A 13,466-nucleotide genomic window follows, 5' to 3' on the forward strand; every position below is an offset into this window, starting at 1 on the left:
ACGCGGCGGGTAAGGTTCGTCAACGTTCGGACATCTCGGTCGCCGCTTCGGCCGGACGGGGCTCGCGCAGCTCGGGCTCGGCCACCGGGCGTGCTGCCGGTCGTGCCGCAGCGGCGGGTGGCGGCCCGGCCGCCTCATCCACCTGGTCGGCGGCATCGTCTGCGGTTTCCGCCGCCTGCGCCGCCACCACCGAAGCAAACGCGGCCTGGGCGCTGGCGAACAGGCTGGACACCGAACCGACCATCTGCAGCCAACGCGCTCCGTTGACCTTGCCTGGAACCTCCAGCTTGCCGGCGATGAACCCGCCGGCCAGACCCACCACCACGATGCGCAGTGGCGACCAGCCCTGTCGCCAGACCTGGCTGAGCACGTTCCAGTGGTCCTGGGTCTCGCCGAGGCGCACGGCCATCACCTGTTCGCAACGTTTCACACGCCGCTGCAGTGCACCGAACTTCATGGCTTGCCCTCCGGGATCTGCACGCCGGCATCGGGATCATCATCGGTGGGCTCATCGAACAGGCCCAACCGGGACAACTGACGCCGGGTGGCGTGCATGCCGGTGTGGTGGAAGAAGTAGGAAACGCGCCAGATCGCATAGCCGGTGACGGCCAGGCTCAGCAGCGAGGTGATCAGCAGGGCCTGCAGCCAGCTCAGGCCGAAGCTCTGCAGCAGGGCGATGAGGGTGGCGGCCAGCAACAGCCAGGCCGACGCACCGAACACGATGGCGACGCCGGCCCAGGCCAATGCGCGGCCGAACGCGCTGCGCGCCAGCGCGAAGTCCGCCGACGCCAACCGGCGCAGCGAACGCAGTGAGTGCTTGGCCGAATCGGCAGTCGCCCGGCCGGCTGCGCCGACCTGGCGGATGCTTTCGTCCAACGGCGGCGTGGCCGCCGGATCAGGACGTTGCGTGGTGTCTTCGCTCACGCCGCAGCTTACTTGTCGCTGCCGCGGGCCAGCTTGGCGATGATCCAGCCGGTAGCGAAGGCCACGCCGAACGAGGCCAGCGGACGTTCGCGGATCAGCTCAGCAGCGCTGTCGATCAGGTCCTTGCCCTTGTCCATCAGCGCGTCGACCTGTTCCTTGGCGGCGGCACCACCGAACTCGGCAGCAGCCAGGCCCGACAGCGCGCTGTCGGAAAGTTCAGCCTTGACGTTGGCCTTGCCGATGCGCAGTTCGTCGGTCGCGGCGCCGGTAGCGCCCTTGATCGCACCGCCGGCAGCGCTGGCGGCCTGCTTCAGGTGGGAACCGGCTTCACCCAGGTGGTCCTTCAGGTTCTCGGTATTGGTGGGGCTCATCGAATCACTCCTGTTGCGATGGGGGAACGGGCGATCGGCGCTTGGCCGACCTGGACGTACAGCAATAGCATCACGTGGGTATAGGGGGCGTTACGGCCAGGCGATCAGCGCATCACCAACTGGCCCTGCTGCTGGCCATTGTTGCGCAGCACGCGCAGCACCAGGGTGGGCGGGCGCTGCTGGAAATTGGCGCGCCAGCTGGCCAGGTCGGCGAATTCGCCCACCGTGGCGTCGGTGATGATGTCGCCCTGCTGCAGGCCATTGGTCGCGGCGCGGCTGCCGCGCTTGACCTCGCTGACCAGCACGCCGCCCACGCCAGACTGACGCAGCGATTCGGGCAGGTCGACGAAGCTGGCACCGGTCAGGCGCGGGTCCAGGCTCTCGCCGCTGACCACGCGCGCCTGTTCCTTCAGCGTTGCCTTGATCTGCAGCGGCTTGCCTTCACGGCGAACGTCCAGGGTCAGCACGCTGCCCACCGCCGCCAGGCCTTCCACGTTGTGCAGTGCTTCGGCACTGTCCACACGCTGGCCGTTGGCCGATACCACCACGTCGCCCGGCTTCAGTCCCGCGGCGGCACCGGCCGAACCGGCCAGCACGCGGGTCACCAGGGCGCCACGGGTTTCGCCCAGGCCCAGGCCCTGCGCGATCTGCGCGCTCAGGTTCTGGCTTTCGATGCCCAGCGTGCCGCGCACCACCACGCCATGCTTGACCAGCTGGTCGACCACGCTGCGGGCCAGGTTCGACGGAATCGCCAGGCCCAGGCCGATGTTGCCGGCCATGCTGCCCTGCGGGTTGAAGCTGGCGGTGTTGATGCCCACCAGCTGGCCCTGCAGGTTGACCAGTGCGCCACCGGAATTGCCGGGGTTGATCGATGCATCGGTCTGGATGAAGTTCTGGTAGCCCAGCCCGCGGATGCCACTGCGGCCCACCGCCGAGACGATGCCCGAGGTGACCGTCTGGCTGAAACCGAACGGATTGCCGATGGCAACCACGAAGTCGCCCACCCGCAGCTGGTCGCTGTTGCCCAGCTTGATGTCGGTCAGGTTCTGCGCCGGAATGCGGATCAGCGCGATGTCGGTGTCGCGGTCCGAGCCGAGGAACTCGGCCTTCACCGTGCGCCCATCGGCCAGTGTCACCTGCACGTCATCAGCGTTGTCGATGACGTGGTGGTTGGTCAGCACCAGGCCTTCGGTGGCATCGATGATGACGCCCGAACCGAGTGACTCGTTGATCCGCTCCTGCGGGATGTCCGGGAACAGGCGGCGGAAGAACGGGTCGTTGAAGAACGGGTTGCGTACCCGCACCACCTGCTTGGTGTTGACGCTGACCACCGCCGGCATCGCCTTTTCCAGCATCGGTGCAAGCGAAGGCACCGCCTGCCCGGCGACCGCGGCCGGCAGCGCTGCGGAGGTGGGCAGTACCGCCGGCAGCGGAGCGGCATCGGCACGGTTGTCCAGGTGCGCATTGAGGCCGGTGGCAACGAAGCCGCCGAAGGCAGCGGCGATTGCGAGCGTAAGCAGGGTGGGAAGCGGTCGCATGGGAGTCGGTTCGCAGGCTGAGGTTGGGGCCGTTGACGCATACGGTAGAACAAGCTGAATGAGTGTGTCGCGATCTGGATAAATGCCCCATGAAAATCCGACCCCCACCGCAGGCGCCGGAAAGCTGACGCGCGCACCACAACGCTGTTCGCGACAGCCGCGAGCGAGCGCCGCAAGGCACGCGGGCAGCGCCCTGATACACCGCGACACTTGCGCAGTTCCGCGCATCCCGACCTTGCGATGACGCTCAGTGCTGCGCGGATGTGTGGCTGCTGCCAGTGCCTGCATCTGCACGCCAGCAGCAGGCAGGCTGCGCAGCACACTGCTTAAAAAAAGGGATTTCCTGACTGCGGGGCACGTCAGCCGCCGCTATCGCTTACTCCAGTTGCGTCGCACCGGATGCGATTGGCCGGCCGTGCCCGTTCCACGATAGCCATTGTCGGTATAGCATCGCCCCGTTTTGACAATCCAGGCCCCCAGGAGGGCAACATGAGCAACGGTAATGGTGTGTCGGTCGTGACCGACGCCGTCGAGAACGTGAAAGAAACCGCCACCAACGTCGGCGAGACCATCGCCCACGCCGCCGAAGACGCAGTGAAGTCGGTCAAGAAGACCGTCAAGCGCGCCCGCAAGGCTGCCACCACCCGCGTCGCCAAGGCCAAGAAGGTCGTGGCCAAGGTCGAGAAGACCGTTGCCAAGAAGGCCGAGAAGGCTGCCAAGTCGGTCGGCAAGACCGTTGCCAACGCCAAGAAGAAGCTGGAAGCGGCCAAGAAGAACGCCAAGGCCGAAGCGGCTGCCCTGAAGAAGGAAGTGGCCAAGAAGAAGGCGGCTGCCGGCAAGACCGTGACCAAGAAGGCTGATGCTGCCAAGAAGACCACCAAGGCTGCCGGCAAGAAGGTCGCTACCGTGAAGAAGGCCGCCACCAAGAAGGTTGCGACCGCCAAGAAGGCTGTGGCAAAGAAGACCGCTGCTGCCAAGAAGGTTGTCGGCAAGAAGGTCGCTACCGCCAAGAAGGCTGTGGCCAAGAAGACCGCGGCCGCCAAGAAGGTCGTCGGCAAGAAGGTCGCTACCGCCAAGAAGGCTGCGGCCAAGAAGACCGTCGCTGCCAAGAAGGTCGTCGGCAAGAAGACTGTCGCTGCCAAGAAGGTCGTCGGCAAGAAGACCGTCGCTGCCAAGAAGGTCGTCGGCAAGAAGACCGCCGCTGCCAAGAAGGTCGTCGGCAAGAAGACCGCCACTGCCAAGAAGGTTGTCGGCAAGAAGACCGTTGCTGCCAAGAAGGTTGCCGGCAAGAAGGTCGCTGCTACCCGCAAGACGGTCGCCAAGAAGGCTGCACCGCTGAAGAAGGCCGTGGCCAAGAAGGCTCCGGCCAAGAAGGCCGTGCGCAAGGCTGCCAAGCGCAAGTAATCGCGCGTGGTTCGAAGGCCCTTCCGCTCATCGGGCGGGAGGGCCTTCTGCGTTTTCGGGGGGGGCTGATCGTTGCCTGGCGTGGATCTGCGGCAGCAGCCTGGGGCAAGATGAAGGTCTTCCGCAGGAGCCCTGACCATGCGCGGCATCGATTTCAGTTCCTGGCAGGGCGTGCTGTCCACCCTGGCCGGGTTGGTCCTGATCACCCTGCTCGGCGTGGGCATCCGCCTGCTGGTGATGCAGACCCTGCAGCAGCGCCGCGAACGAGAGAATCGGCAGATCAATGAGCGGCTGCGTACCTTGATGGCGGCCTACAAGACGCTGGGCGGCTCCTTCACCGGTGAGCTGGGGGTCGATCCAACCCACCTGCGCGACCTGCGCCAGCGGGCCCACGAAGAAGGCATCGCCGAGCCGGGCTCGGATCGGGCCCGGCGCATCCGCGATGCGGTCGAAGCGGCCTTGTCGGACATCCTGCTGCTGGGCACCGACGAGCAGGTACGGCTGGCCGCGCGCGCTGCCAGTGAACTGGCACAGGGGCGTGCGGTGCACACACACGAACTGGTGATCTCGCTGCGCGACTTCGTCCGCGAGGCGCTGGACCTTGCGCCGGTACCGGCCGACCTGGAGATCCCGCGCCAGGGGCCTACCCGCCCTGCGGGCAGCGGTGGCGGAAGTGGCAAGGGCCGCAACGAGGGCGACGCCAAGGGCGGTCGCACCGGTGGAGGTGGCGGCGGTGGCGGCGGCATGGGTGCCGGAATGGGCGGGCTGGGTGTGGGTGCCGGTGCTGCGCTGGGTGCCGGCCACGCGGCCGGTGAGGATGAAGCGGGCGCCCGCTGAGGACGCCCGCCCGCGTCAACGCTTGAGTTCGAAGATCGGCTCGAATCCGCCGTAGATCATCCGTGCACCGTCGAACGGCATGGGATTCTTCGACGGGTCCAACCGCGGGTCTTCCATCATTTTCTGCATGCCTGCATCGCGGGTGGCCTTGTCCGGCCACTCGATCCAGGAAAACACCACGGTCTCCTCCGCCGTGGCTTTCACCGCGCCGAAGAAGTCGGTGGTCTTGCCGTGCGGCACGTCATCGCCCCAGCACTCGACCACGCGCAGCGCGCCGTGTTCGAGGAACACCACGTCGCCGCTGCGCGCGTGGGCGAGGAACTTCTCCTTGTTGGCGGTGGGCACCGCCAGGACGAAACCATCGATGTAGCTCATCGCTTGCCTCCGGAATGGACCGTGCCAGGTACACGGCCTTCATTGAGTCGACGCTTCAGGGCGCGGCAAATCGACATCGATTGCCGCGCCATTGAATCGAAGCGCGTGCGCGTACCGCGCGCGTATGCCTGAGCCTTGCTGAATCAATGCAAAAAATTCAGCAATGCGAAGACCGCTGTTTTCAGGGAGCGTTGTGGCGAATAACGGAGAATTTACATTCCCGATGCGATGGCGCCCTGGCGCTGCTGCACACCATAAGAAAGTAAAGGTGTACCCCCATGAAGAATTCGCTGATTGCTCTGGCTCTGGCCGCTGCCCTGCCGTTCACCGCTTCGGCCGCCGAGAACCTGTCCTACAACTACGCCGAGGCTGACTACGCCAAGACCGACGTTGACGGCATCAAGGCTGATGGCTGGGGCGTGAAGGGTTCCTACGGCTTCCTGCCGAACTTCCACGCTTTCGGCGAGTACAGCCGTCAGGAAGTCGACCACACCAACATCAAGGTTGACCAGTGGAAGGTCGGTGCCGGCTACAACGTCGAAATCGCTCCGTCGACCGACTTCGTTGCGCGCGTCGCCTACCAGAAGTTCGACCAGAAGCACGGCCTGGATTTCAACGGCTACAGCGCTGAAGCCGGTATCCGTACCGCGTTCGGTGCCCATGCTGAGGTCTACGGCCTGGTCGGTTACGAAGACTATTCGAAGAAGCACGGCGTCGACATCGACAGCCAGTGGTACGGCCGTCTGGGTGGTCAGGTCAAGCTGAACCAGAACTGGGGCCTGAACGGCGAGCTGAAGATGAACCGCCACGGCGACAAGGAATACACCGTCGGCCCGCGCTTCAGCTGGTAATTGCATCTACGGCGCGCCCGCGCGCTGTTCGTGCTGAAACAGGCCCGGCATTGCCGGGCCTGTTGCGTTGTGGGGAATCAGAACAGAGTCTGACTGCGATGCGCGGCGTCATGTTGCATTGCAATGAATTGGATTCCGCCACCGCCAGTGGCGCCCTACGGTGGATATCCCGTGCTGCCGGATACACCGCGATGCCGCCCGTACTCCCACCGCTGCTCCCCGACCGGCCGCGCCGTCTGGCGCTGCTGGATCCGCATCCGGTGCTGCGGCTGGGGGTGGAAGTGCTGCTGCACCAGCACAGCGGCGTGCACGTGCGCGGCAGCTACGCCAACGAAGATGACCTGGTGGAACTGCTGCAACGCGAACCCGGCTGCGTTGACCTGCTGGTGATCGATGCGCTGCCGCTGGGGGATCTTGGCGACGGGTTGCAGCTGCTGCGCGGATTGTCCCGGCGCTGGCCCAGCCTGCCGATACTGGTGCTGTCGGCGCACTGCAATGCCAGCACCGTGGCCACGACGATGCAGGCCGGCGCACGCGGCTTCCTGTCCAAGGCGACCACGCCGGAAATGCTGCTGCGCGCGGTGGACGTGGTGGCCCGCGGTGGGCGGTTCGTGCCCCCGGAGCTGCGCACGCAGCTGAATCGATCGCGCGCTCGGCGCATGTCGGCGCCCAGCCTGACGCCACTGAGCCGGCGTGAACGCGAAGTGCTGCGGCTGGTGCTGCAGGGGTGCAGCACCGGCGAAGTGGCCCGGCGCTTCCAGCGCTCGGCCAGCACCATCAGCACGCAGAAGAAGGCGGCCTATCAGAAGCTCGGCATCCGCAGCGATCTCGAACTGTTCCGCATCCGCCACCTGCTGGAGTGTGGCTGACGGGCGCGCTTACTCGCCCTGGTACTGCTTTTCCTCGACCAGCGCCGAACCGGCAACACGGTTGATCTCGTTCTTCACCTGCACGCGTTCGCCGTTGGTGCCGTACACGCCGCGCGCCAGCTGGATGAACGCCTCGTCGAATACCTGCGCCGCTTCCTTGTCGCGCAGCTGGTCCTGGATCTCCCACATGCGCTCGTTGATGGCCTTCAACTGCGTCTTCAGCGCGGCCAGGGCCGGCTGCGCGTCAAGCTGCTGCTGCAGCAGCGGCAGCAGGCCGTCAAGCTCGGTGCGCACGTTGGCCAGCTTGGTCGCATCGTCGATGCGCTCGGCCTTGATCTCGAGAATGGTGATCTTGTCGATCAGCTCGCCGATCGATACCGGGGTCAGGATGGCGTCCACGTGGTTGGTTCCTGGAAATAGGCCCGCATGATACCGCGCCCACCGCAGCGCGGATTTACGCTGAATTTGCGCTGGCACGGCAGCATCGCCATCGAACCGTTACGGCCCTGCCATCGACACTGCCGTCCCGGCGGACAGACCGCCTTCGACGAGGAAGTGAGTGCAGTGAAGAGCAAGGGGATGATCGTGGCCAGCGCGGCCGCACTGGCGGGGCTGCTGTGCGCCGGCAGCGTGCAGGCGCAGGTGCAGGTGCAGGTGAGTGGCACGGCGGCATTGACCAGCGACTATGTCTGGCGCGGCAGTTCACAGAGCGAGGGCGATCCGGCCGCGCAGGTGGGGGCAAAGGTGACGGTGGGTTCGGGCTGGTATGCCAGCGCATGGGGATCGAATGTTTCGTTCACGCCGGACAGCGGGGCACGCAGCGAGTTCGATCTCGTCGCCGGCTGGTCCGGCGCGCTGTCGCCGGACTGGAGCCTGGATGCGAACCTCACCCGGTATGTCTATCCGGGCACTGGCCGCGCACTGGACTGGACCGAACTCAATGTCACCACCACCTGGAAGCAACGCGCCTGGCTGCAGGTTGCCCACTCCAACGATGCCCTGGCCGGCGGCCATCGCGGCACCTACGCACAGCTGGGCGTGCGGGTGCCGTTGAACGAGCGCGTGCGGTTGGAAGCGGCGGTGGGGCAGTACTGGCTGGCCACCGCGCAGGGGCCGGACTACCTGCATGGCCAGCTCAGTGCCATTGCCACGTTGACGCCGGCCTGGGAACTGCGCGCCACCGTGCATGACACCGACAGCGCCGCCAAGCGTCTGTTCCCGGGCAATGCCGGTGGACGCTGGGAACTGGCGCTGCAGGGCAGCTTCTAGTCGGCCGACGCGGCCTGGCGTGCGCGCCAGGCACTGGGCAGCCACACCAGCAGGGCCAGTACCGCCACCGCGGTACCGGCCACGCATACGCCGGTCCAGCCGAAACGCTGGTAGACCTGTGCCGACAGCAGCGAGCCCAGCGAACCCCCGATGAAATAGCCGGTCATGTAACCGGCATTGAGGCGGTTGCGTGCCTCCGGCTGCAGTGCGTAGATCAGGTTCTGGTTGCTGACATGCAGCAGCTGCGCGGCCAGGTCCAGCACCACCACGCCGACCAGCAGCGCCAGCAGCGAATGCGCCGAGAGCCCCAGAGGCAGCCAGGACAGCAGCAACAGCACCAGCGCAATGGCCGTGGCCCGGCCGGTCTGGCCACGATCCGACATGCGCCCGGCAAGGCCGGCAGCCAGCGTACCGGCGGCACCGACCAGCCCGAACAGGCCGATGGTGGCGTCGCTGTAGGCATACGGTGGCTGCGCCAGCAGGAAGGCCAGTGGCGTCCAGAAGATCGCGAACATCGCAAAGCTGCACGCGCCGAGCAGCGTGCGCTGGCGCAGCACCGGTTCCTGCACGAACAGCGTGCCGATCGAGCGCAGCAGCGCGAAGTAGCTCAGCCCGGCGCTGTGGTGGAAACGCGGCAGGCCGCGCTGCAGGGCCAGCGCGGTCAGCACCAGCGTACCTGCAGCGATCGCATAGACCAGGCGCCAGTCGCCCAGGCTCGACAGCAGCCCGGCCACGGTGCGTGCCAGCAGGATGCCCAGCAGCAGCCCGCTCATCAGCGTGCCGACCACGCGGCCGCGATGCTCCGGTGCGGCCAGGGTGGCGGCGAACGGCACCAGCACCTGCGCCACCACCGAGAACAACCCGGTGATCGCGGTACCGGCCAGCAGCCATGGCAACGACGGCGCGCACGCGCTGATCACCAGCCCGCTGGCCGACAACAACGTCATCACCACGATCAGCCGGCGGCGCTCGAACAGATCACCCAACGGCACCAGCAGGATCAGGCCAGCGGCGTAGCTCAACTGCGCAGCGGTCACCACCATGCCGACCTGGCCGAAAGGCACGCCGAAGGCATCGGCGATGGTATGCAGCAACGGCTGCGCGTAGTAATTGCTGGCCACCGCGACGCCGGTGGCGACCGACATCAACAGGATCTGCCAGCGCTGCAGGGGAGGAAGGGAAGGAGACACGCGATGTTCCGTGAAGCAGGGCAGCACAGTGTCCGCCTGCTGCTCTCATGATGGAAATGAATCATCATCATCGCTGTCATCTGGAATTGAGATACGGGTGTGAACCTCAAGCAGCTCGAGTTCGCCGTGGCCCTGGCTGAAGAGGGCAACTTCACCCGTGCGGCCGCGCGCTGCCACGTCGTGCAGTCCGCCCTGAGCCATCAGATTGCCCATCTGGAGCAGGAGCTGGGCACGATGTTGTTCGAGCGGCTGCCGCGCCAGGTGCGCGCCACCGCGGCGGGGGAGGCGTTGCTGGTGCACGCCCGGCAGGTGCTGGCCAGCCTGCGCCACCTGCGTGCCGACGTCGCTGCCGTCAGTGGTGACGTGCGCGGGCTGCTGGCGATCGGGCAGATCTCGTCGCTGACCGGCGTCGACGTGGTGGCCATGCTGGCTGCCTTCCAGCAGCAGCACCCGCAGGTGGAGTTCCAGTTGCGGGTGGACAAGAGCGAGACCCTGCTGCAGCAGGTGCAGTCGCGCGCACTGGACGTGGCGCTGGTGGGGCTGGCGCCGTCGGCCCATCTGGAGGGCGTCTGCCACCAGATGCTGCAGGAAGAGGATCTGGTGGCCGTGCTGGCGCCGCAGCATCGGCTGGCCACGCGCCAGCGGTTGCCGTTGGCGGCGCTGCAGGATGAGGCTCTGGTCGATTTCCCGCGGGGGACCGGCGCGCGCCGGCAGACCGATGATGCGTTCGCCGCAGCGGGCCTGCCGCATCAGGTGCGTTTCGAGGTCAACCTGATGGAACTGATCGAGCGCTTCGTCCGCCACGGCCTGGCGGTGGGCATCGTGCCGGTGCGGATCGCCGACGGTTTTGAAGGGGTGGTGCAGGTGCCGCTGCAACCGACCCCGACCCGGCGCGTACATCTGGTCTGGCAGCGCCTGCCGACGCCGGCCGCACGCGCCTTCGTCGACGCCGTGCTCAGCTGCGCAGGCGCAGGCTCAGGCCCTTGAGGAAGTTGCGCAGCATCTGGTCCAGGCAGCGCCGGTAGTTCTTGTGGCCGGGCTGGCGGAACAGCGCGCCGAGTTCGGATTTGGAGACGTTGAAGCCGATGCTGGTGAAGATCTCCATCATGTCGACATCGCGCAGCTGGAAGGCCACGCGCAGCTTCTTCAACACCAGGTTGTTGTCGATGCGGGTTTCCACCGCGCGCGGCGCCTGGCCCTCATCGTGACCGCGCAGGTGCAGGATCAGGCCATCGAGGAAGTGCGCCAGCGCACTGTCGCTCATCGGCTGGAAACCCGGCTCGTCTTCGCGCAGCAGCCAGGCCTTGGCCTGGTCGACATCCACTTCGAACGCCGGATCGGCCATCTGGCACAGGGTCACCACGTGGTGGTCGCCGAGGTCCAGGGAGTAGCGCACGCTGCGCAGCACATCATTATTGATCATGGCCCATTGTACCGGCCCTGCGGCTGTAACCGGACTGTCACCGGATTGCAGCATCGTGAGCGCTGTTCTGCAGAGACCCTCTCCGATGCGCCGGTACCTCCTTTCCGTTCTGCTGGCCGCCAGCAGCTTCGCCGCCACCGCCCAGGACCGTTTCGTGCCCGTGGAGCAGCGTCTCAGCGCGGCCCAGCTGGCCGAAGTGGGCCTGGACGCGACCCAGCTGCAGACCCTGAACCGCGTGCTGCGCGAGGCCGAGGCATCTACGCCCGTACCCACGCGGGCGGCGGTTGCGGCCAACACCGGCGCGCCGTTGCCGGCCAACGTTCCCGCCCCGGCGGCGATGCACCTGGGCCTGGAAGAGGGGCCAGTCAGCGCGCGCGTGGTCGGCGACGTCGCGGGTTGGCAGCCGGGCTCGGTGTTCACCCTCGACAACGGTCAGCAGTGGCAGGTGATGAAGGGCCAGATGAAGCTGCGCAAGACCCTGCAGGCACCGCAGATCGAGGTGATTCCGGGTATCGCCGGGCGCTGGTTCCTGCAGGTCGACGAAGATCTGCCGAAGGCACGCGTGTTCCGCCTGCGCTGACCGCGCGCACCGCAGCGGGCCGATCAGGCAACGCAGCCGTGGGCCGACGGTGCCAGAATGGCGGTCTGGTTTCCCACGGAGTTGTCTGATGACCCGAACCGTCCTGATTACCGGCGCCACGTCCGGCTTCGGCGCCGCTGCCGTACACCGCTTCGCCCAGGCGGGCTGGAAAGTGATCGCCACCGGCCGTCGCAGCGAACGCCTGCAGCCGCTGGTCGAGCGCTACGGCAAGGAGGTGGTGCACGCGGCCGTGTTCGACGTGCGTGATCCGGTCGCGATGGAAGCGGCACTGCTGGCGCTGCCGCCGGCCTTCGGTGACATCGATCTGCTGGTCAACAATGCCGGTCTCGCCCAGGGCACCGCGCCGGCGCAGAGCGCCAGCCTGAAGGACTGGACGACGATGATCGACACCAACATCACCGCGCTGGTCACCCTGACCCATCGCCTGTTGCCGCAGCTGGTGGAGCGCAAGGGCGCCATCATCAACATTTCGTCGGTGGCCGGTGTCTATCCGTATCCGGGCGGCAACGCCTATGGCGGCACCAAGGCGTTCGTCAGCCAGTTCTCGCTGGGCCTGCGTTCGGACCTGCACGGTACCGGCGTACGCGTGACCACCATCGAACCGGGCATGGCCGAAACCGAGTTCACCGTGGTCCGCACCCATGGCGACCAGGTTGCGTCGGACAAGCTCTACACCGGCGCCAACCCGATGACCGCCGAAGACATCGCCGAGCAGATCTTCTGGGTGGCGAGCCTGCCCCCGCACCTGAACATCAATCGCCTGGAACTGATGCCGGTCAGCCAGTCGTTCGCCGGTTTCCAGGTTGCCCGCGAGAGCTGATCCGCTGTCTGCAGCGTCGAGCCCGGCGCTGCACGGGCAAAAAAAAAGCCGGGCAATGCCCGGCTTTTTTCATTATGCCCGCACGCTTACTGCGCCTTGATCGCCATCGCCTGCAGGCCGGTGCCATCCAGCTTCTGCTTGGCTTCGGAAAGCTCACCGGCGGTGCCATAGGGCCCCATGCGTACGCGGTACACGGTCTTGCCGTTGATCTGCGCCGACTCCACGCGTGCGGCCAGGCCCATCATCGCCAGCTTGGCCTTGGTCGCTTCGGCATCGCCGGACGCGCCGAACGCACCGGCCTGCAGGATGTAGCGGGCGTTGTCGGCCGTTGCCGGGGCTGCTGCGGTGCTGGCGGCGGCCGGCGCGGTTTCGCTGCGTGCCGCAGGAGCGGCGGCACCGGTGCTGGTGCTGGCCGGCGCGGTGGTGGCCGCTGGCGCGGCGGTCGTCGGGCGTTCACTCACCGGCGTCGGCAGCGGACGGCTGGTGGCGGTCACCGGCGCGGTGCTGGCAACGCTCGCCGTCGCCGCAGGGGCTGCGGCCACAACCGCCGCCGGCACGGGCTTGCCTTCCAGTGCGGCCTGCGCGCGCTGCGCTTCGGCCTTGCTCCGACGCTGTTCCTCGGCGCGCGCGCTGGCGGCCAGTTCGGCGTCGGACATCTCCACTTCCTTGCCAGGCAGCAGGGTGTAGAAGTCGTACTGGGTGGCCGCCGGCTTTTCCGGCTCAGCCGGCTTCGGCGTGGCCGGCTGTGCGGCCGGCTGGGTGCCGACATCGCCTTCGCCATCGGCCACCGGCGCGGGCTGCGCGTTCGGGTTCGGCTGCGGACCGGCGCGCAGGAAGCCATCGCCCTCGCCCTTGAACAGGTTCGGCGCCGCCAGGAACACCACGGCGGCGATCGCCACGCCGGCAACCAGCCACACCCATCCGGGCGTGCCTTGGCTGCTGTTGCGCCGAGCCTGTGTCTTGCCGCGTCGTGCTGCCATGTCTACTGCGTCTC

At 67.0% G+C, this 13,466-nt stretch carries 17 protein-coding genes; 8 read left to right on the top strand and 9 right to left on the bottom strand.

Features of this window, described 5'->3' with window-relative positions; genetic code table 11:
* Positions 1 to 19: 19 nt before the first annotated feature.
* The 4 genes from CR918_RS20750 to CR918_RS20765 all read right to left on the bottom strand — a co-directional run bounded on the left by CR918_RS20750 (position 20) and on the right by CR918_RS20765 (position 2,833).
* Positions 20 to 457: a hypothetical protein gene (locus tag CR918_RS20750; RefSeq protein WP_025878357.1), complete on the bottom strand. Its 438-nt coding sequence runs from the start codon at positions 455 to 457 to the stop codon at positions 20 to 22.
* On the bottom strand, positions 454 to 924 hold the full coding sequence (locus CR918_RS20755; protein ID WP_025878358.1) for a phage holin family protein: 471 nt from the start codon (positions 922 to 924) through the stop codon (positions 454 to 456). Before CR918_RS20755 ends, CR918_RS20750 begins: the two co-directional genes overlap by 4 nt.
* A gap of 8 nt (positions 925 to 932) precedes the next feature.
* Positions 933 to 1,295: a hypothetical protein gene (locus CR918_RS20760; RefSeq protein WP_025878359.1), complete on the bottom strand. Its 363-nt coding sequence runs from the start codon at positions 1,293 to 1,295 to the stop codon at positions 933 to 935.
* Between the two features lie 104 nt (positions 1,296 to 1,399).
* Positions 1,400 to 2,833 (bottom strand): Do family serine endopeptidase, encoded by a 1,434-nt coding sequence (locus CR918_RS20765; RefSeq protein ID WP_025878360.1) that lies wholly within the window; start codon positions 2,831 to 2,833, stop codon positions 1,400 to 1,402.
* Positions 2,834 to 3,322: 489 nt separating this feature from the next.
* Here CR918_RS20765 and CR918_RS20770 point away from each other — a divergent pair, with 489 nt between their 5' ends.
* Positions 3,323 to 4,237 carry a histone gene (locus CR918_RS20770; protein ID WP_099844678.1) on the top strand — a complete coding sequence of 305 codons (915 nt, stop codon included), beginning with the start codon at positions 3,323 to 3,325 and terminating at the stop codon, positions 4,235 to 4,237.
* 138 nt (positions 4,238 to 4,375) lie between these two features.
* Complete coding sequence (locus CR918_RS20775) at positions 4,376 to 5,074, top strand: hypothetical protein (RefSeq protein ID WP_059064128.1); 699 nt, start codon at positions 4,376 to 4,378, stop codon at positions 5,072 to 5,074.
* A 15-nt stretch (positions 5,075 to 5,089) separates the two neighbouring features.
* Here CR918_RS20775 and CR918_RS20780 read toward each other — a convergent pair whose 3' ends face one another.
* Positions 5,090 to 5,449 (bottom strand): DUF1428 domain-containing protein, encoded by a 360-nt coding sequence (locus CR918_RS20780; protein ID WP_025878363.1) that lies wholly within the window; start codon positions 5,447 to 5,449, stop codon positions 5,090 to 5,092.
* A 278-nt stretch (positions 5,450 to 5,727) separates the two neighbouring features.
* Here CR918_RS20780 and CR918_RS20785 point away from each other — a divergent pair, with 278 nt between their 5' ends.
* Positions 5,728 to 6,300 carry an OmpO family porin gene (locus CR918_RS20785; RefSeq protein ID WP_025878364.1) on the top strand — a complete coding sequence of 191 codons (573 nt, stop codon included), beginning with the start codon at positions 5,728 to 5,730 and terminating at the stop codon, positions 6,298 to 6,300.
* Between the two features lie 191 nt (positions 6,301 to 6,491).
* Positions 6,492 to 7,169 carry a response regulator gene (locus tag CR918_RS20790; protein ID WP_025878365.1) on the top strand — a complete coding sequence of 226 codons (678 nt, stop codon included), beginning with the start codon at positions 6,492 to 6,494 and terminating at the stop codon, positions 7,167 to 7,169.
* 9 nt (positions 7,170 to 7,178) lie between these two features.
* Here the strand turns inward: CR918_RS20790 and CR918_RS20795 are convergent, their stop codons facing one another.
* Positions 7,179 to 7,568 carry a DUF6165 family protein gene (locus tag CR918_RS20795; RefSeq protein WP_025878366.1) on the bottom strand — a complete coding sequence of 130 codons (390 nt, stop codon included), beginning with the start codon at positions 7,566 to 7,568 and terminating at the stop codon, positions 7,179 to 7,181.
* Between the two features lie 165 nt (positions 7,569 to 7,733).
* Here CR918_RS20795 and CR918_RS20800 point away from each other — a divergent pair, with 165 nt between their 5' ends.
* Entirely contained in the window at positions 7,734 to 8,438 is a 705-nt protein-coding gene (locus tag CR918_RS20800) for a TorF family putative porin (RefSeq protein ID WP_099844696.1), read from the top strand.
* On the opposite strand, the gene CR918_RS20805 is transcribed toward CR918_RS20800, so the two are convergent.
* On the bottom strand, positions 8,435 to 9,583 hold the full coding sequence (locus tag CR918_RS20805) for an MFS transporter (RefSeq protein ID WP_394122850.1): 1,149 nt from the start codon (positions 9,581 to 9,583) through the stop codon (positions 8,435 to 8,437). The genes CR918_RS20800 and CR918_RS20805 overlap by 4 nt on opposite strands.
* A 144-nt stretch (positions 9,584 to 9,727) precedes the next feature.
* On the opposite strand from CR918_RS20805, the gene CR918_RS20810 reads away from it, so the two are divergent.
* Positions 9,728 to 10,615, top strand: coding sequence for a LysR family transcriptional regulator (locus CR918_RS20810; protein ID WP_099844679.1), 888 nt, complete (start codon positions 9,728 to 9,730; stop codon positions 10,613 to 10,615).
* Here the strand turns inward: CR918_RS20810 and CR918_RS20815 are convergent.
* A complete protein-coding gene (locus CR918_RS20815; RefSeq protein WP_025878370.1) occupies positions 10,584 to 11,051 on the bottom strand; it encodes a YehS family protein in 468 nt (155 codons plus the stop codon). The two genes, CR918_RS20810 and CR918_RS20815, sit on opposite strands and share 32 nt — an antisense overlap.
* Positions 11,052 to 11,136: 85 nt before the next feature.
* Here CR918_RS20815 and CR918_RS20820 point away from each other — a divergent pair, with 85 nt between their 5' ends.
* Together CR918_RS20820 and CR918_RS20825 are read left to right on the top strand one after the other, a co-directional pair.
* Positions 11,137 to 11,631 (top strand): hypothetical protein, encoded by a 495-nt coding sequence (locus tag CR918_RS20820; protein WP_099844680.1) that lies wholly within the window; start codon positions 11,137 to 11,139, stop codon positions 11,629 to 11,631.
* Between the two features lie 88 nt (positions 11,632 to 11,719).
* A complete protein-coding gene (locus CR918_RS20825) occupies positions 11,720 to 12,472 on the top strand; it encodes an SDR family NAD(P)-dependent oxidoreductase (RefSeq protein WP_025878372.1) in 753 nt (250 codons plus the stop codon).
* Positions 12,473 to 12,558: 86 nt separating this feature from the next.
* Here CR918_RS20825 and CR918_RS20830 read toward each other — a convergent pair whose 3' ends face one another.
* Positions 12,559 to 13,452 carry an SPOR domain-containing protein gene (locus CR918_RS20830; RefSeq protein ID WP_099844681.1) on the bottom strand — a complete coding sequence of 298 codons (894 nt, stop codon included), beginning with the start codon at positions 13,450 to 13,452 and terminating at the stop codon, positions 12,559 to 12,561.
* Positions 13,453 to 13,466 lie beyond the last annotated feature (14 nt).

The sequence above is a fragment of the Stenotrophomonas indicatrix genome, assembly GCF_002750975.1.
GTDB classification, from domain to species: Bacteria; Pseudomonadota; Gammaproteobacteria; order Xanthomonadales; family Xanthomonadaceae; genus Stenotrophomonas; species Stenotrophomonas indicatrix.